Here is a 19,951-nt window from a genome sequence, read left to right on the forward strand (position 1 = left end):
CTAACCTTCCTTTTGTTAGGGTCGCCTAAGTTTGTGCCCGGCTGGGGGCACCCTGAGCAGCGGAGGCTGGTCTACCGGTGAGCAACGGTGACGCTGTGCGGCAGGTGGCGGACCTCGGGTTCTGGCTCGATCGCCTGGGCACCGCGCCGAAGGAGCTGCTGCTGCCGGTGGACCGGCCGCACCCGGCCGAGCCCGCAGCGCCCCGTGGCCTCGTGACCCGTCCGCTGTCGGGCTTCGACCGGGCGACCGTCATGGCCGGTTTCGTCGTGCTGCTGCACCGATACGCCGGCACGGCCGACATTGTGTTCGGCACGGGTTCCCTGGTGCCGGTGCGGGTCGACCTCGGCGGTTCGCCGGTGTTCGCCGACGTCGTCGCCCGGGTCAGGGCCGCCCATGCGGAGGCCTTGGCACACGAGGTTCCGTTCGACGAGCTGGTCGGCGAGCTCCAGCCTGAGCGTGGGCGCGGCGGGTCCGTGCTGGTCAACGTGGGTTTCGACGCCTCGACCGACCTGCCCCTTGACCTCGTCGTGTCGTACGACGGCTCCGAGTTGTCCGCCCGCTATCGCGAGGACGTACTTGACCGGTCCACTGTGGAGCGCATGGTGGGGCACCTTTCGTGCCTTCTGGCCGACGCCCGTCCGGACTGCCCGATCGGGGCGTTGGATCTGTTGTCGGAGCAGGAACTCCACCAGATTCTGGTGGAGTGGAACGACACCGACCTCAGCTCCGACCTGTCGACCTTGCCAACGTTGTTCGCCGCCCGCGTTCAGGCCACACCCGATGCGATCGCCTTGGTGTTCAAGGACATTCAGGTCACCTACGCCGAACTGGACGCCTGGGCCAACCGTCTTGCCCACGTCCTGATCTCCCACGGTGCCGGCCCGGAGCGCGTTGTCGCGCTGGCCGTACCCCGCTCGGCCGAGATGATCGTCGCCGAGCTCGCCGTGCTCAAGGCCGGCGCCGCGTATCTGCCGCTGGACCAGGACTATCCGGCCGAGCGCATTGCCTTCATGGTGTCCGACGCGCGGCCGGTGTGCGTGCTCACCACCCGCGACCTCGCTGACCGCTTCGACGGCGACATCGTCCTCCTGGACGACCTTGACCTCAACTCCGTCCCCGCCACCGATCCCGCCGCGGACATCGTGCCGGCCAACGCCGCCTACGTGATCTACACCTCCGGCTCCACCGGTCGTCCCAAGGGCGTCGTCGTGTCCCACGGCGGCGTCGCCAAGCTGGTCGCTACCCAGGTCGACCGCTTCGGCGTCGGCCCGCACAGTGTGGTGTTGCAGTTCGCCTCGCCGAGTTTCGACGTTGCGTTCTGGGACCTGTGCCTGGGCTTGCTCTCCGGCGGCCGCCTCGTCGTCGTCCCGCCCGAGCTCCGCTTCCCCGGTGCCGCCCTGGTCGACTACGCCTTCGCCAACAACGTGAACTTCATGATTCTCCCGCCGGCGCTGTTGGCCGAAATGCCCGAGGATCTGGACCTCCCGCGCGACAGCGTGCTTCTCGCCGGCACCGAACGCGTGTCGCCGGAGCTGGTCCGCCGCTGGGCTCCCGGTCGTCGCATGTTCAACGCCTACGGTCCAACCGAGGCCACCACCAACTCCACCCTGGGCCTGTGCGATCCCGACAGCCTGATCGTGCCGATCGGGTTCCCCGACCCGGGCACCCGTGCCTATGTCCTGGACGCGTCCCTGCGTCCGGTGCCGCCCGGCGTGGTCGGTGAGCTCTACCTCGCCGGTTCCGGCCTGGCCCGTGGTTACCTCGGCCGTGCCGCGCTGACCTCCGAGCGTTTCGTGGCGAATCCTTTCGGTATCGGTGATCGCTTGTACCGCACGGGTGATTTGGTCCGTTGGCTGCCTGACGGGCGCCTGGTCTTCTTGGGCCGGGCCGACGACCAGGTCAAGATCCGTGGCTACCGTATCGAGCTCGGCGAGATCGAATCGGTCCTGACGGAACACCCGCGCGTCGCGCAGTCGGTTGTCATCGCCCAGGACAACCGCCTCATCGCCTACGCCGTCGCCGCCACCGGCCGCGAATCGGAGTTGGAGCATGTCAGCGAGTGGCACGAGCTGCACGAGGACGTCTTCACCGGCGCCGCCGCCGGCGGCATGGAGGAGAACTTCGCCGGCTGGAACTCCAGCTACGACGGCACCCCCATTCCGCTGGACGAGATGCGTGAATGGCACGCGGCGACCATTGAGCGCATCCGGTCGCTCCACCCGCGCAAGGTGTTGGAGATCGGCGTCGGCAGCGGCCTCATCGTCTCCCGCATCGCGCCGGCCGCCGACGAGTACTGGGGCGTCGACCTCTCCGAGCAGGCCATCGCCAACCTCCACGCCGAACTCCCGCCCGAGTGGGCCCACAAGGTCCACCTCGCCGCGCGCCCCGCCCACGACCTCGGCGAACTCCCGGCGGATTTCGACACCGTGATCATCAATTCCGTCGCCCAGTACTTCCCCAGCGCCGACTACCTCACCGACGTGATCACCACCGTCGCCGCCAAGCTGGCCCCCGGCGGCGTGATCTTCCTGGGCGACATCCGCAACCTCCGCTCCCTCAAGGCTTTCCGCACCGCCACCGAGCTCAACCACGGCCGCCACACTGTCGCCGCCGTCGAGCAGGCCATCGCCCGCGAGGGCGAACTCGTCCTCGACCCGGATTTCTTCACCGGCTTCGCCGACGTCGCCGACGTCGACGTCCTGGTCAAGTGCGGCGTGGCCCACAACGAGCTCACCCGCCACCGCTACGACGTCATCATGCGCAAGGCCCCGCGCCGAACTGTGGCCGAGCAAGTCATCGAGTTCGGCGATCTCGGCGCTCTGGAACGACTTCTGGCCACCGAGCGGCCGGCGCGGCTGCGCGTGGTCGGGGTGCCGGACGCGCGGTTGTCGGGCGAGCTGGCGGCGGTCCGCGCGATGTACGACCCAAACCCGGGTTTGGGTCTTACATCGCTCGAAGGTAAGGCCGGGATCGACCCGGAGGACCTGCACCGGCTCGGAGAGCGGGTGGGTGTCTGGGTGGCCGTCACGGTGTCGGCCGAGGTCGGTTGGTTGGAGGCCGTCTTCACGACGGGGGAGGACGGCCCCGCCTACCGGCCGACTCAGGCCACCACGCTGGCCAACAACCCGGCGGCCCGGCGCGGGACCGTCGGGCTGGTGTCGGCGCTGCGGGCGCACGTGCGGGATCGGCTGCCGCAGTACATGGTGCCGTCGGCGTTCGTGGTGCTCGACCACCTGCCTGTGCTGGCTTCGGGCAAGCTCGACCGCAACGCCTTGCCCCGGCCGGAGCTGCCGGCAGCCGCCCAGGGCCGCGCGGCCCGCAACCCCGTCGAGCAGCTCCTGTGCGAGCTGTTCGCCGACGTGCTCGACGTGCCGCGAGTCGGCCCGGATGACGACTTCTTCGAGCTGGGCGGGCATTCGCTGACCGCGACCCGGCTGATCCAGCGCATCCGCGCCACGGTCGGGGCCGAGCTGTCGGTACGCGCCGTGTTCGACGCGCCGACCCCCGCCGCGCTGTCCGATCAGGTCGCCGGGGCGGTTTCCGGCACCGTTCGTCCGGCGCTGGTGCGGACCGAGCGGCCCGCGCGGAGCCTGTTGTCCTTCGCCCAACAGCGACTGTGGTTCCTGCACCGCCTCGAAGGCGGGTCGGCGACCTACAACGTGCCATTCGTGCTGCACCTGACCGGGGCGCTGGATGTCGACGCGCTGCGGGCGGCGCTGGCTGACGTGCTCGACCGGCACGAGACGCTGCGCACGGTGTTCCCGACCGGTCCGGATGGCCTGCCGTACCAGCATGTGCTGGACTCGGCCCCGGTCTCGCTGGCTGTTCGGGACGTCACGGAGTCCGAAGTGGACTCCGCCGTGGACGACGTCGTGCGCACGGTGTTCGACCTGGAGGCCGGGCCGATCGTGCGGGCCGAACTGCTGGCCGTCGACCAGCACCGGCACGTGTTCGTGCTGGTGGTGCACCACATCGCCGCCGACGGGTGGTCCATTGCCCCGCTGTGGCGGGACATTGCTGCGGCTTACGCGGCCCGCCGGCGCGGCGAAGTTCCACAGTGGACTGAGCTGCCGGTGCAGTACGTGGATTACACGCTGTGGCAGCGGGAACTGTTGGCCAGCACGGAAGTTGGCCAGCTGGCGTATTGGCGCAAGGCCTTGGACGGCCTGCCGGAGCGTATCGCGCTGCCGCTGGACCGCCCGCACCCGGCGGTGTCGTCCTATCGGGGCGGGCACTTCACCTTCCGCTGGGACGAGGACCTGCGGACCGGCCTGGCCGATCTCGGCCGAGCCTGTGGCGCAAGCGTTTTCATGGTGGTGCATGCGGGGTTGACGGCTCTGTTGTCGCGGTTGGGTGGTGGGACGGACATTCCGATCGGTACGCCGATCGCTGGTCGGACCGATCAGGCGTTGGATGATCTGGTCGGGTTCTTCGTGAACACGGTGGTGCTGCGGGTAAGTACGGGTGGTGATCCGTCGTTCCGTGATTTGGTGGCGAGGGTTCGTGAGCGGAGTTTGGATGCGTACGCGCATCAGGATGTGCCGTTCGAGCGGCTGGTGGAAGCGCTGAATCCGGCGCGGTCGCTGGCTTATCATCCGTTGTTCCAAACCATGCTGGCCTGGCAGAACTCGCCGGCCGCGGCCGTGGCACTGCCGGGGTTGAGCGCCGAAGAGCAGCATGTCGGTACCGGCACAGCCAAGTTCGACCTGTGGATCTCGCTGACCGAGCTGGCCGACGGCATCCACGGCGAAACCGAGTTCAACGCCGAGGTATTCGACCGGGCCACGGTGGACGCGCTGTTGAGCCGGCTCGTGGTGCTGCTGCGGCAGGCCGTCGAGAACCCGGATCGCCGGCTGAGCGTGCTGGATGTGTTGACCGGCAACGAGCGGGACCGGCTGGAGATGGTGTGGTCGGGGGACACCGTCGAGGTGCCGGCCGCGACCGTGCCGGAGTTGTTCGCGGCGCAGGTGGCGCGGACACCCGATCATCCGGCGCTGTGGTTCGAGGGGGAGGAGCTCAGCTACGCCGAGCTCGACGCCGCGTCCGATCGGCTGGCCCATGCGCTGATCGCGCGGGGTGTCGGGCCGGAGGGTGTGGTGGCGCTGGCGTTGCCGCGGTCGGTGCACCTCGTGGTGTCGATCCTGGCCGTGCTCAAGGCCGGGGCGGCGTATCTGCCGGTGGACCCGGGATATCCGGCCGAGCGTATCGAGTTCATGCTGGCCGACGCCGCGCCGACGCCCGTCCTGACAACATCTGTTGTCAAGCTGCCGGGCGCGCTGGTGCTGGACGACCCGGCCGTGATCGACGAACTCGCCGGGCTGCCGGCCACGCCGGTCTCAGTTCCGGTCGAGCCGGAGAATCCGGCGTACGTGATCTACACGTCCGGGTCGACGGGCCGGCCCAAGGGCGTTGTCGTGCCGCACGCCGGCATCGTCAACCGGCTGCTGTGGATGCAGGGCGAGTACGGGTTGCGGGCCGACGACAAGGTGCTACAGAAGACGCCGTCCAGTTTTGACGTGTCGGTGTGGGAATTCCTATGGCCGCTGATCGTCGGCGCGACCGAGGTCGTGGCCCGGCCGGACGGGCACAAGGATCCGGCTTACCTCGCCCGGTTGATCCGCGAGCAGCAGGTGACGACTGTCCACTTCGTACCGTCGATGTTGCAGGTGTTCTTGCAGGAGCCGGCAGTCGCTGAGTGCGTGTCGCTGCGGCGGGTGCTGTGCTCCGGCGAGGCCTTGCCGCCGGAGGCTGTGGCGCTGTTCCATCGCACGCTCACCGCCGAGCTGCACAACCTATACGGCCCAACCGAAGCCTCGGTCGACGTGACCTCCTGGCACCTCGCCGCCGCGGAGCCGACCGTCCCGATTGGACAGCCGGTGTGGAACACCCGTACCTACGTTCTGGATGCGGTGCTGCGGCCGGTGCCGCCGGGCACACCCGGCGAGCTGTACCTGGCCGGCGTGCAGCTGGCCCGTGGATACCTGGGCCGGGCGGCGTTGACGTCCGAGCGGTTCGTGGCAGATCCCTATGGCACACCGGGATCTCGCATGTATCGCACCGGTGACGTGGCTCGGTTCCGTACCGACGGTGTGCTGGAGTTCCTCGGCCGGGGCGACGAGCAGGTCAAGGTCCGTGGCTTCCGCATCGAGCCCGGCGAGATCGCCGCTACGCTGGCCGGTCACTCCGGCGTTGCCCATGCGGTGGTCGTGCCGCGCGAGGACCGTCCCGGCGATGTGCGCCTCGTCGGCTATGTCGTGCCGACGGCCGAGGACGTCGAGCCGACCGAGCAGGTTGACGAGTGGCGCGAGCTGTACGACGCCATGTACGCCGGCGAAGGCAACGAGTTCGTCGGCTGGAATTCCAGCTACACCGGCAAACCGATCCCGTTGGCCGACATGCGCGAGTGGCGTGACGCCATCGTGGCCCGGATCGCCGAGCTCGAACCGCGACGGGTCCTTGAGCTCGGCGTCGGCACCGGTTTGCTGCTCACCGAGCTCGCCCCGCACTGCGAAAGTTATTGGGGCACAGACTTCTCGGCCTCGGTCATTGACTCGCTGAGCCGTCGCGTCGCCGCCGACCCGGCGCTGGCCGGCAAGGTCGAACTCCGCACGGCCGACGCTGCCGACCTCTCCGCCCTGCCCACCGGCTACTTCGACACCATCGTGCTGAACTCCGTGGTTCAGTACTTCCCCAGCGGCACTTACCTGCTCGACGTGCTGCGCAAGGCGTTGTCCCTGCTGGCCCCTGGCGGTGCCGTCGTCATCGGTGACGTCCGCGACCTGCGGCAGGTGCGCGCCTTCCACGCCGCCGTCGCCGAGGCCCGTGGCGAGTCCGACCGCGTCGACCAGCGTCTCCTGCGCGAGAAGGAACTCCTCGTCGCCCCCGAGTTCTTCGCCCGCCTGGACGGCATCGCCGGCGCCGACATCCGCGTCAAGCGCGGCCGGGCCGTGAACGAGCTCACCCAGTACCGCTACGACGTCGTCCTGCACACCGATCCGACGCGTGTGCACCCCGTCACCGCCGCCGCAGTGTCCTGGGGCACTGACGTTTCAACGATTGACCAGGTCGTAGGCCTGCTTCGCGATGGGGGAGAGCTCCGCATCGATGGCGTGCCCAACGCCCGCACCGGCGACGGTATCGACCCCGAGGACTGGTACCGGCTCGGCGCTCGGCTGGGCTGCCGGACCGTCGTCACGTGGTCGGCGACCGGCGACGGCTCGGTGGACGTCGTCTTCACAGCCGATGACCGGTTCCCGGTCGGCGCTTTCCGGCCTGGTGCCGAACAATTGCTGTCTTACACCGGAAATCCCGGTCGGTTCCGGCGCGTGACGGCACTGACGGCCGAGCTCAAGGCGTTGGCGGAGGAGCGGTTGCCGGAGCACATGGTGCCCTCGGCGATCGTGGTGCTGGACGCGCTGCCGGTGACGGCGAATGGCAAGCTCGACCGCCGCGCGCTGCCGTCGCCGGACCCGGTCGTGGCGACCTCGGAGCGTGAGCCGGCAACGCCGGCCGAGCGGCAGTTGTGCGAGTTGTTCGCCGAGATCCTGGGCCTGCCCAAGGTGGGCCCGGACGACAGCTTCTTTGCGCTGGGCGGGCATTCGCTGCTGGCCACGCGGCTCATCGCGCGGGTAAGGGCCGAGTTCGGCGCGGAGTTGGAGGTGCGGTCGGTGTTCGAGACACCGACCGCGGCCGGGCTGGCCGGCCTGCTCGACTCCGTAGCCTCGGCCTCGCGTCCATCGCCGACCCGCCGGGAACGGCCGGCGCTGGTGCCGCTGTCCGGAGCACAGCGGCGGCTGTGGTTCCTCGACCAGTTCGAAGGCCCGTCGGCCACGTACAACGTGCCGCTGATCATGCGCCTCGAAGGCGACGTCGATGTCGACGCGCTGGCCCTCGCACTGTCCGATGTGGTCGGTCGACACGAGTCGCTGCGTACGCGCTTCCCGCAGCGCGATGGGGTGCCGTGCCAGGACATTCTCGACGACGCCAGCGTGACATTAGGTCTGCGTGACGTTGCAACCGAGGACTTCGACGCTGTGCTGACCGGACTGGTGCGAGCGCCGTTCGACCTGGAACGTCGCGTGCCGATGCGGGCCGAACTGCTGCGCCTGAGCGACCGGGAACACGTGCTGGCCTTGGTGTTCCACCACATCGCCTCCGACGGCTGGTCGATGGCCCCACTGTGGCGCGACATTGCCACGGCCTACACCGCCCGTCTCCGCAACGAAGCGCCACAGTGGACCAATCTGCCGGTTCAGTACGCGGATTACACGCTGTGGCAGCAGGAACTGCTGGGCAGTGAGGACGACCGGGCCAGCGTGCTGTCGGCGCAGCTGGACTACTGGCGCGAGACGTTGGACGGCCTGCCGGAGCGGATCGAGCTGCCGCTTGACCGGCCGCACCCGGCAACCGCGACATTCAAGGGGGAACTGCACACCTTCAAGTGGGACAACGAGCTGCACGCCCGACTGTCCACAGTGGCCAATGAGTGTGGTGCCAGTGTGTTCATGGTCGTGCACGCGGCGTTGGCTGCGTTGCTGACGCGGCTCGGCGCGGGCACGGACGTGCCGATCGGCTCGCCGATCGCCGGCCGGACCGACCAGGCACTGGACGACCTGGTCGGGTTCTTCGTCAACACGTTGGTGCTGCGCGTCGACACCGCCGGCGAGCCCTCGTTCCGCGAGCTCGTCGGACGGGTTCGTGAGCGCAACCTCGACGCGTACGCGCATCAGGACGTGCCGTTCGAGCGGTTGGTCGAGCTGCTCAACCCGACCCGTTCGCTGTCGTACCACCCGCTGTTCCAGGTGATGATCGCCGGCCAGAACAACGCCCGCGCCGATGTGGTGCTGCCCGGCCTGACGGTCACCGAGATCGGCGTGACCACCGGCACGTCCAAGTTCGACCTGGCGATCTCGCTCACCGAGCGGGAGGCCGGCATCGACGGCGTGCTGGAGTTCAACACCGACGTCTTCGACCACGCCGGGGCCGACGCCGTCCTGCGCCGGCTGGAGGTGTTGCTGCGGGCCGCTCTGGCCGCCCCGGACCGCCCGCTCGGCGAGCTGGACCTGCTGGCCGGCGACGAGCGCGACCGGGTGCTCACGGAGTGGGCCGGCAGCCTGGAGCCGGCCGGCACCGAGACGTTCCCCGGCTTGTTCCACCAGCGCGTCCAGGAGACACCCGACAAGATCGCGCTGGTCTTCGACGACGTCAAGCTGACCTACGCGGAACTCAACGCGCGGGCAAACCAGCTGGCCCACCTACTCATCGGGCGCGGCGCCGGCCCCGAGCGGGTGGTCGGCCTGGCCGTCCCCCGCTCGGCCGAGATGATCATCGCCGAGCTCGCCGTGCTGAAGTCGGGGGCGGCCTACCTGCCGCTGGACACCGACTACCCGGCCGACCGGATCGCGTTCATGGTCGAGGACTCGGCCCCGGTCTGCATCGTCACGACCGCCGAGATCGCGGCCAAGCTACCGGCCGACGTCCCGCAGGTGCTGGTCACCGTGGCCGCCGCGATGTCCACAGTGGACCCTGATGTCGTGGTCCGCCCGGAGAACGCGGCCTACGTGATCTACACGTCGGGCTCCTCCGGCCGCCCCAAGGGTGTTGTGCTGCAACACTCCGGCGTCGCCAAGTTGGTCGCCACCCAGGTCGACCGTTTCGGCGTCGGCCCGCACAGTGTGGTGTTGCAGTTTGCCTCGCCGAGTTTCGATGTTGCGTTCTGGGACCTGTGCCTGGGCTTGTTGTCCGGCGGCCGTCTTGTCGTGGTCCCGTCCGAGCTGCGCTTTCCCGGTGCCGCCCTGGTCGACTACGCCTTCGCCAACGACGTGAACTTCATGATCCTCCCGCCGGCCCTCTTGGCTGAGCTGCCCGAGGATCTGGACCTCCCGCGCGACAGCGTGCTTCTCGCCGGCACCGAACGCGTGTCGCCGGAGCTGGTCCGCCGCTGGGCTCCGGGCCGGCGGATGTTCAACGCCTACGGCCCAACCGAGGCGACCACGAACTCCACCTTGGGCTTATGCGATCCGGCGAGCTCGATCGTGCCGATTGGCATCCCCGACCCCGGCACCCGTGCCTACGTTCTGGACGCTTACCTGCGCCCGGTGCCGCCCGGCGTGGTCGGTGAGCTCTACCTCGCCGGTTCCGGCCTGGCCCGTGGCTATCTCGGCCGTGCCGCCCTGACCTCCGAGCGTTTCGTGGCGAATCCTTTCGGTATCGGTGATCGCTTGTACCGCACGGGTGATCTGGTCCGTTGGCTGCCGGACGGCCGCCTGGTCTTCTTGGGCCGGGCTGACGACCAGGTCAAGATCCGTGGCTACCGCATCGAGCTCGGCGAGATCGAATCGGTGCTGGTCGAACACGAGCAGATCGGCCAGTCGGTGGTGATCGCCAAGGACGGCCGGCTGCTGGCCTACGTCGTCCCGGCGGCATCCCGCGACCACACCGCGGAACTCAGCCACGTCAGCGAGTGGCACGACCTGCACGAGGACGTCTTCACCGATGCCGAGGCCGGCGGCATGGAGGAGAACTTCGCCGGCTGGAACTCCAGCTACGACGGCACCCCCATCCCGTTGGACGAGATGCGGGAATGGCACGCGGCCACCATTGAGCGCATCTCGGCGCTGCGTCCGAAGCGCGTGTTGGAGATCGGCGTCGGCAGCGGCTTGATCGTCTCCCGGATCGCGCCGATCGCCGACGAGTACTGGGGCGTCGACCTCTCCGAGCAGGCCATCGCCAACTTGCAACGCGCTCTGCCGCCCAACCTCGCCGCCAAGGTCCACCTCGCCGCGCGCCCCGCCCACGACCTCGGCGAGCTGCCCGCCGATGTCGACACCGTGATCATCAACTCCGTCGCCCAGTACTTCCCGAGCACCGAGTACCTGGCCGAGGTGATCCAGACGGCCGGCGGGCACCTGCGCCCCGGCGGCGTGATCTTCCTCGGCGACATCCGGAACCTGCGTTCGCTCAAGGCGTTCCGCGCCGCGACCGAGCTCAACCACGGCCGCCGCACCATCGCCGCCGTCGAGCAGGCCATCGCCCGCGAGGGCGAGCTCGTCCTCGACCCGGATTTCTTCCTCGGCTTCGAGGGCTTCGACGACATCGACGTCTGGGCGAAGCGCGGCCGGGCCCACAACGAGCTCACCCGGCACCGCTACGACGTGATCATGCGCAAGGCCCCGGCTCCGGCCGCCGTCGAGGAGCAGGTCGTCGGCTTTACCACCATCGAGGACATCACCCGTCAGCTGGCCCAACGCCCGTCCCGCCTGCGCGTCACCGCCCTCCCCGACGCCCGCCTGTCCGGCGAGCTGGCGGCCCTCCGCGCGATGTACGACCCAAACCCGGTTTTGGGTCTTACATCGCTCGAAGACAGGTCCGGGATCGAGTCCGAGGACCTGCAAGCGCTTGCGGCCGAGCAGGGGTACCAGGCCCACGCCACCGTCATGGCCGAGCCCGGCCTGCTGGAAGTGGTGTTCACCACCGGCACGCCGACCAGCATCTACCGGCCGACCCGTTCCGCCAGCAGCGCCAGCCACACCCGCGCCGCCCGCGACACCGGCACCGTCCGCACCGGCACCGCCCGCGACGGTCGTGCCGCTCGGGCTGCGCTGGGGAACAATCCGGCCGGCCAACGTGATCACAGTGCGCTGATCGCGTCGCTGCGGGAGCATGTGCGGGATCGGTTGCCGCAGTACATGATGCCGTCGGCCTACGCGGTGCTGGACCGGCTGCCGGTGCTGGCGTCGGGCAAGCTGGATCGGCGGGCGCTGCCCAGCGTGGAGGTGCGGGAGACGACTGGCGGGCGGGCGCCGCGCACGCCGGTGGAAGAGGTGCTCTGCGGGCTGTTCGCCGAGGTGCTGGACGTTGCCGCGGTGGGGGTCGACGACGACTTCTTTGCCCTCGGTGGGCATTCGCTGATGGCTACGCGGCTGGTCGCGAGGCTGCGGGCGGTGCTGGGGGTGGAGCTTCAGCTGCGGTCGGTGTTCGAGGCACCGACTGTCGCGGGGTTGGCGGCGCTGGTGTCCACAACGGACTCGCCGGTGGCGCGGCCGGCGCTGGTCCGGGTTGAGCCGCGGCCAGAGGTGCTGCCGCTGTCGTTTGCGCAACAGCGGCTGTGGTTCCTGCATCGGCTTGAGGGGCCGTCGGCGACCTACAACATGCCGAATGCGGTGCGTCTGACCGGTGTTCTGGACGTGGAGGCGCTGCGGCTGGCCGTCAACGATGTCGTTGCCAGGCATGAGGCGTTGCGGACGGTGTTCCCGGAGATCGACGGGGAGGCCCGGCAGCTCATCCTCGATGACGTCGAGGTCCCGCTGCCCGTCCGAGCCGTTACCGAGGAGTCGTTGGCGGCCGAGGTGTCCGAGGCGGCGAACACGGTGTTCCAACTGGAAACCGAGCTGCCGATCCGGGTTACGCTGCTGCGGCTGGACGAGCGGCGGCACGTGCTGGTGCTGGTGTTCCACCACATCGCCTCCGACGGCTGGTCGACGGCACCGCTGTGGCGCGACCTGGCCACGGCTTACACGGCTCGTCGCGGCGGCGAAGGTCCACAGTGGAGCGAGCTGCCGGTGCAGTATGCGGACTACACGCTGTGGCAGCGGGAAGCGCTGGGCGAAGCGGTGATCGAGCCGCAACTGGCGTACTGGCGGAAGGCACTGGCCGACCTGCCGGAACGGATCGAACTGCCGACTCGGCGGCCACATCCGGCCGAGGCCAGCTATCGGGGGGAGCAGTTCGGGTTCGTCTGGGATGCCGAGTTGCACAGTGGCATCGTGGAGCTGGCACGGGCCTGTGGCGCAAGCGTTTTCATGGTGGTGCAAGCGGGGTTGACGGCGTTGCTGTCGCGGTTGGGCGGTGGGACGGACATCCCGATCGGCACCTCGATCGCCGGGCGGACCGATCAGGCGTTGGATGATCTGGTCGGGTTCTTTGTGAACACGCTGGTGCTCAGGGTGAATACGGGTGGCGATCCGTCGTTCCGTGACTTGGTGGCGAGGGTTCGTGAGCGGAGTTTGGATGCGTATGCGCATCAGGATGTGCCGTTCGAGCGGCTGGTGGAAGCGCTGAATCCGGCGCGGTCGCTGGCTTATCATCCGTTGTTCCAGACCATGCTGGCCTGGCAGAACAACGCCGTCGCCGAGGTCACGCTGCCGGGTCTGACCATCGACGAAGAGCCGTTTGACACCGGTACCTCCCGGGCTGACCTGGTGCTCTTCGTCGGCGAGCAGGCGGGGATCCGTGGCACCGCCGAGTACAACAGCGACGTCTTCGACCGGGCCGATGTGGAGGCGATCCTGGCCCGGCTGCGGGAACTGCTGCGCGCGGCGGTGGGCGACCCGGACGTCCGCATCGGGGACATCGACCTGCTGACGGAGACGGAGCGGGCGCAGCTGGTCGACGAGACCGCGACGGCGCTGCCGGCGAAGACCGCGGCGGAGCTGTTCGCTGCGCAGGTGGCCCGCACGCCCGACGCCACTGCATTGGTATTCGGCGGCGAGAGCCTGACGTACGCCGAACTCGATGCTCGCGCGACGAAACTGGCCCAGGGGCTGATCGCCCGCGGTGCCGGTCCGGAACGTGTGGTGGCGATCGCGCTGCCGCGGTCGGTCGAGCTCGTCACGGCGATCCTGGCGGTGCTCAAGACCGGCGCGGCCTACCTGCCGCTGGACCTGAACCACCCGGCCGCCCGTATCGACCTCATGTTGGCTGACGCCAAGCCGCACCTGGTCATCGCGACGGAAGGCTTCGGTGACAAGCTCGTCCGACCGGATGCGAGCGGGCCTGAGCTGGCCACCTGGCCGGCGATCCACCCGGGCCACCCGTCGTACGTGATCTTCACGTCCGGCTCGACCGGCCGGCCCAAGGCGGTCGCCGGCACGCAGCGGGCGTTGGCCAACCGATTGCACTGGGGTCGAAGCCAGCTGGCCGGGTCGCGGATTGCCAAGAGCGCCTTGACGTTCATCGACGGCTCCACCGAACTGCTCGGCGGCCTCGTCGCCGGCGACCCGGTGATCCTGGCCGACGACGCCACCGCGACGGATCCGCTGGCGCTGGCCGAGCTGGTCAGCCGCAGCGGGGCCCAGGTGCTGACCGTCGTGCCGAGCCTGCTGGCCAGCTTCGCCGACGACGCGCCGGCCGGCGCGTTCGACTCGGTGACCACGTGGATCACCAGCGGTGAGGCGCTGTCCTCGACGCTGGCCGAGCGGGTGGCGAGCCGCTGGCCCACCGCGCGGCTGGTCAACCTGTACGGCTGCTCGGAAGTGGCCGGCGACAGCCTGATCCACACCTGCGGGACCGAAGTCGGGCTCGTGCCGATCGGCCGCCCGATCGCCAACACGCGCGCGTATGTGCTGGACGAGCGGCTGCGCCCGGTGCCGCCGGGCGTTCGGGGCGAGCTCTACCTGGCCGGCGCCGGCCTGGCCCGTGGCTACCTCGGCCGGCCGGCCCGCACCGCGGAACGGTTCCTGCCGGATCCGTTCGGCCCGTCCGGCACGCGCATGTATCGCACCGGCGACGTGGTTCGCCGCCGGACCGATGGCGCGCTGGAGTTCCTCGGCCGCGCCGACCAGCAGATCAAGATCCGGGGTTTCCGGGTCGAACCGGGCGAGATCGAGGCCGTGCTGACGGAAGACTCGGCGGTCACCCGGTCGGTCGTGATCGCCCGTGACGACAGCTTGATCGCCTACGTGGAGCCGGCCGGTGACCCGGCCGCGCTGCGCAAACGGTTGGCGTCCAGGCTGCCCGACCACCTGGTGCCGGCGGCCATCATCGTGCTGCCGGAGTTCCCGTTCAACGCCAACGGAAAGCTCGACCGCAAGGCACTACCCGCACCCGAGACCCACACCACCGAGCGCGTCGCGCGGACGCCGATCGAGCAGGCGCTGTGCGACCTGTTCGCCGACGTGCTCGGCGTGCCGGCGGTCGGCCCGGACGACGGATTCTTCGCGCTGGGCGGGCATTCCCTGCTCGCCACCCGGCTGGTCAGCCGGATCAGGGCCATGCTCGGCGTCGAGACGCCGATCCGGGCCGTCTTCGACGCCCAGACCCCGTCTCGACTGGCCGAGCTCCTCGATGCCGGCCGTACCCGCCGTCCCGCACTCACCCGGGCCGAGCGGCCGACCGCGCTTCCGTTGTCTTATGCGCAGCAACGGCTCTGGTTCCTCGACCGCCTCGACGGCCAGACCCCGACCTACAACATCCCGTGGGCGTGGGAGCTCACCGGCCCGATCGACACCGTCGCCTTGGCCGCAGCCCTGGCCGACGTCGTGGCCCGCCACGAGATCCTGCGCACGGTCATCATCGAGCAGGACGGAACGCCGCACCAGGTCGTGCTGCCTGAGGTCCAACCGGCGCTAACGCACATTGAGTCCGCTGAAGAAGATCTCGCCGACCGGGTTGGCGAAGCGGCTGGATACTGCTTCGCGCTGGATCGGGAGATTCCGGTACGGGGGACGCTGATCTCGACCAGTCCGGAGCGGCACGTGTTCGTGTTGCTGGTGCACCACATTGCCGGGGACGGCTGGTCGCTGCCGCCGCTGAAGCGGGATCTGGACACGGCCTATGCCGCTCGCCTCCGCAACGAAGCTCCACAGTGGACTCCACTGCCGGTGCAGTACGTGGACTACACGCTGTGGCAGCGGGAGGTGTTCGGGCGTGCCGACGACCCGGACAGCCTGCTCGGCCAGCAGGCGGCGTTCTGGCGGGATGCCCTCGCCGGCATTCCGGACGAGCTGACATTGCCGGTCGACCGGCAACGGCCGGCGAGGTCGACCAACAGCGGCGGCGTCGTTGCGTTCACGGTGCCGGTTGAGGTCCATCGCGGGCTGCGCAAGCTGGCGAACGGCAACGACACCAGCACGTTCATGGTGTTGCAAGCGGCGCTGGCGGCGCTGCTGACTCGGCTCGGGGCGGGCACGGACATCCCGTTGGGCACGCCGATCGCCGGGCGGACGGATCATGCGCTGGAGGAACTCGCCGGCTTCTTCGTGAACACGTTGGTGCTGCGCACGGACACCGGCGGCGACCCGACGTTCCGCGGGCTGCTGGACCGGGTTCGAGAGGCTGATCTGGCGGCGTACGCGCACCAAGATCTGCCGTTCGAACACCTGGTGGAGCTGCTGAATCCGCCACGGTCGCTGGCCCGGCACCCGCTGTTCCAGGTGATGCTGGCGGTGTATCACTCGACGGCCGGCAGCGAGGAACTGCTGGGGCTGCCGGCGTCCTATCGGGACACCGGGTTGCGGCCGGCCAAGTTCGATCTGTCCTTCGACCTGGTCGAAACCCCGGACGGAATTGATGGCGAACTGGAGTTCAGCCGAGACCTGTTCGACGAGGCCACCGCCCGCACCCTGACCGAGCGCCTGGTGCGGCTGATGACGGCCGTGGTGGCCGATCCGGACCGGCCGCTGAGCCGTATCGATGTGCTGGAAAGCAAGGAGCGGCAAAGGATCCTGCACGAGTGGGGCACCGGAGAGCCGCTCACGATGACCGCGCCGACAGTGGTGGACCGGCTGGCCGCGCAGACAGCGGCCACACCAACCGCCATCGCGCTCAGCGACGCCCGCCGCAGCCTGACGTTCGCGGAGTTCGCCGCCAGCACCGACCGGCTGGCCCGCTGGCTGACCACCCACGGCGCCGGCCCGGAAACCGTGGTGGCGCTGGTGTTGCCACGCTCGGCCGCGGTCATCGAAGCGATCTTCGGCGTGTTCAAGTCGGGCGCGGCCTACCTGCCGGTCGACCCGGACCAGCCGGCGGAACGCATCACCGCCGTGCTCGAAGGCGCGGATCTCGTGCTGACCACCCGGGAAATCCCCAAGCCGCAAGACAATGTCCTGTACGTCGAGGACATTGTGGACACTGATGCCACGCTGACCCCGCCCGCACCGGCCAACCCGGCCTATGTGCTCTACACGTCCGGCTCGACCGGCCGGCCGAAGGGCGTGGTGATCCCGCATTCCGGTCTGATCAACCTGTTCCACAGCCACCGCGAGACGCTGTACCGCCCGGCGGTCGAAGCCGCCGGCCGGCAACTGAAAGTCGGCCACGCGTGGGCGTTCTTCTTCGACGCCTCATGGCAGCCGCAGCTGTGGATGCTGGACGGCCATGAAGTGCACGTGGTGGACGACGACACCCGCCGAGACCCCGACCTGTTGGCGGCCGTGGTCCACGACCGGAAACTGGACTTCATCGAGCTCACGCCGTCCCACTTCGCACAGCTGGCCGCGGCCGGCGTGATCAAGGACGGCCGGTGCGCGCTCGGCGTCGTCGGCGTCGGCGGCGAAGCCGTGCCCCAGCAGCTGTGGGAGACGCTGCGCGAGCTGCCCGGCACCGAGGCGTACAACCTTTACGGTCCAACGGAAACCACGGTCGACGCGCTGGTCGGCCGGGTCCGCGACGGCGACCGCCCGGCGGTCGGCCGACCCGTCGCCAACGCCAACGCGTACGTGTTGGACGACGGCCTCAACCCGGTGCCGCCGGGCGTGCGCGGCGAGCTCTACATCGCCGGCGCCGGCCTGGCCCGCGGCTACCTCGGCCGCCCCGAGCTGACGGCGGAACGCTTCGTCGCCAATCCCTTCGGCCCGCCCGGCACCAGGATGTACCGCACCGGCGACCTCGCCCGGTGGCGCCAGGACGGGCAACTCGAGTACCTCGGCCGCGGCGACGACCAGGTCAAGATCCGTGGCTTCCGGATCGAGCCGGCCGAGATCGAAACCGTGCTGGCACACCACGACAACGTCGATCAAGCCCTGGTCGTCGTGCGCGAGGACCGGCCGGGGGACAAGCGCCTCGTCGCCTACACCACGCCCGGAACCACCGATCCGCAGCTGCTACGGGACCACGTCGCCCAGTCGCTCCCGGAGTACATGATCCCCGCGGCGATCGTGCCGATGGACGCGTTCCCCGTGACCCGCAACGGAAAACTCGACCGAACACTGCTGCCCGTACCCGAGCTCACAACCGGCGGGCGCGCGCCACAGACCCCGACCGAGCACACACTCTGCGAGGTCTTCGCGGAAGTGCTGGCCGTCGACACGGTCGGGGCCGACGACGACCTGTTCACCCTCGGCGGCCATTCCATGCTGCTGGTGGTCCTGCGCAACCGGATCGCCGCGCGGCTGGGCGCCGAGATCCCCATCGCCGAGTTCTTCCGCACCCCCACCGCGGCCGGCCTGGCCGCACTGCTGACCCGAGATGCGAGGTAGTCCATGCACCGCACGCTGATGAACGGCAAGATCCACCGGGCCACGGTGACCCAGGCCGACCTGCACTACGTCGGCTCGCTGACCATCGACGCCGACCTGATGGCGGCGGCCGACATCGTGGAGGGCGAGCGGGTCCAGATCGTCGACATCACCAACGGCGCGCGCCTGGAGACCTACGCCATCACCGGCGAGCCCGGCTCCGGCGTGATCGGCGTCAACGGCGCCGCCGCGCACCTCGTGCACCCGGGCGACCTCGTGATCATCATCACCTACGCCCAGGTCGACGACGCCGAGCGGGCGCACCACAAGCCGCGGGTGGTGCACGTGGACGCGGACAACCGGCAGGTCCACCTCGGCCATGACCCGGCCGAGCCGGTGCCGGGCGACGCGACGCAGCGCACGGGCCGGGCGGTTGCCGCCGCCGCGGCCACTAACTAAGGTATGCCTACCCTAAGATCCGGCGAGAGGTCATGATGCTCAGCAGACGTGGATTCCTGATCGGGGCGGGCGGGATCGCGGCCACCGTCGCCCTGGCCGCCTGCGGCAACGGCGGCGCGCAGCCCGCGACTGCCGGCGGGCCGTGGTCGTTCACCGACGACCGCAACCAGAAGGTCTCCCGCGACCAGCGCCCCACCCGCGTCGTCGCCTACGCCAGCTCCGCCGCCGCGCTGTGGGACTACGGCGTGCACGCGATCGGCGTGTTCGGTCCGCAGAAGACGGCCGACGGCAAGAAGGAGATCCAGGTCGGCAACGTCGACCTGAGCGCCGAGACCTCGATCGGCAACGCCTGGGACGACTTCAGCCTGGAGAAGTTCGCCGCGCTCAAGCCGGATCTGGTGGTCACCGGCCTGACCGGGGCCAAGCCGACCGACCTGTGGGTGATCAAGGACGATCTCGCCGCCAAGGTGCAGCAGCTGGCGCCGGTCCTCGCGCTGTCCGAGTACAAGGTCACGCTGCCCAAGGCGATCCAGCGCTACGAGCAGCTCGCGGTGGCGCTGGGCGGTGACGCCAACTCGCCGGCCATCACCAAGGCCAAGGCCGACTTCCAGCAGGCCTCCGACGACCTGAAGGCGGCGATCAAGGCCAAGCCGGGCCTGAAGGTGCTGGTCGTCTCCAGCGACAAGGACAACCTGTACGTCTGCAAGCCGGAGTTCTTCGCCGACCTGTCCTACTACCGCGACCTCGGCCTGGACATCGTCAACGGCGCCGGCCCCGACGACTACTTCGAGACGCTGAGCTGGGAGCAGGCCGGCAAGTACCCGGCCGACCTGATCCTGTCCGACAGCCGCACCTTCGCGCTGTCCAAGCAGCAGCTGGCGCAGATCCCGACCTGGGCCCAGATCCCGGCGGTCAAGGCCGGCCAGGTCGCCGACTGGTCGACCGAGCCGCGCTTCAACCCGGTGCTGGCCACGCCGGTGATCCAGAAGCTGGTCGAGGTCGTCAAGGGCGCCCGCACCGACATCACCGCCTGAGGAGGCCGCTATGACGAATCCGTTCGAGGATCAGGACGGCACGTATGTGGTGCTGGTGAACGCCGAGCGCCAGCACAGCCTGTGGCCGGCGGCCATCGACGTGCCGGCCGGCTGGACCGTCGCGTTCGGTCCCGACACGCGGCCGGCGTGCCTTGATCACGTAGAGGCCAACTGGACGGATATGCGGCCGAAGTCGCTGGCCGACGCGATGGATTTGTAGTCCGGCCGGCCGGACGGCCCGCCGGGAGAATCCCTCCCGGCGGGCCGTCGCCGTTTGGATGGGGG

4 protein-coding genes are annotated in these 19,951 nt (G+C 69.5%); all 4 read left to right on the forward strand.

Annotation, left to right across the window (positions count from 1 at the left end):
- Nucleotides 1-77: 77 nt before the first annotated feature.
- The 4 genes from M3Q35_RS04700 to M3Q35_RS04715 are packed head-to-tail and all read left to right on the forward strand — an operon-like array spanning nt 78 to nt 19,886.
- Nucleotides 78-18,194, forward strand: coding sequence for an amino acid adenylation domain-containing protein (locus tag M3Q35_RS04700; protein WP_379794728.1), 18,117 nt, complete (start codon nt 78-80; stop codon nt 18,192-18,194).
- A gap of 3 nt (nt 18,195-18,197) precedes the next feature.
- On the forward strand, nt 18,198-18,632 hold the full coding sequence (gene panD, locus M3Q35_RS04705; protein WP_273940370.1) for an aspartate 1-decarboxylase: 435 nt from the start codon (nt 18,198-18,200) through the stop codon (nt 18,630-18,632).
- A 32-nt stretch (nt 18,633-18,664) separates the two neighbouring features.
- Complete coding sequence (locus M3Q35_RS04710) at nt 18,665-19,666, forward strand: ABC transporter substrate-binding protein (RefSeq protein ID WP_273940371.1); 1,002 nt, start codon at nt 18,665-18,667, stop codon at nt 19,664-19,666.
- Between the two features lie 10 nt (nt 19,667-19,676).
- Nucleotides 19,677-19,886, forward strand: coding sequence for an MbtH family protein (locus M3Q35_RS04715; RefSeq protein WP_273940372.1), 210 nt, complete (start codon nt 19,677-19,679; stop codon nt 19,884-19,886).
- Nucleotides 19,887-19,951: the final 65 nt, after the last annotated feature.

The organism is Kutzneria chonburiensis (genome assembly GCF_028622115.1).
Lineage (GTDB): Bacteria > Actinomycetota > Actinomycetes > Mycobacteriales > Pseudonocardiaceae > Kutzneria > Kutzneria chonburiensis.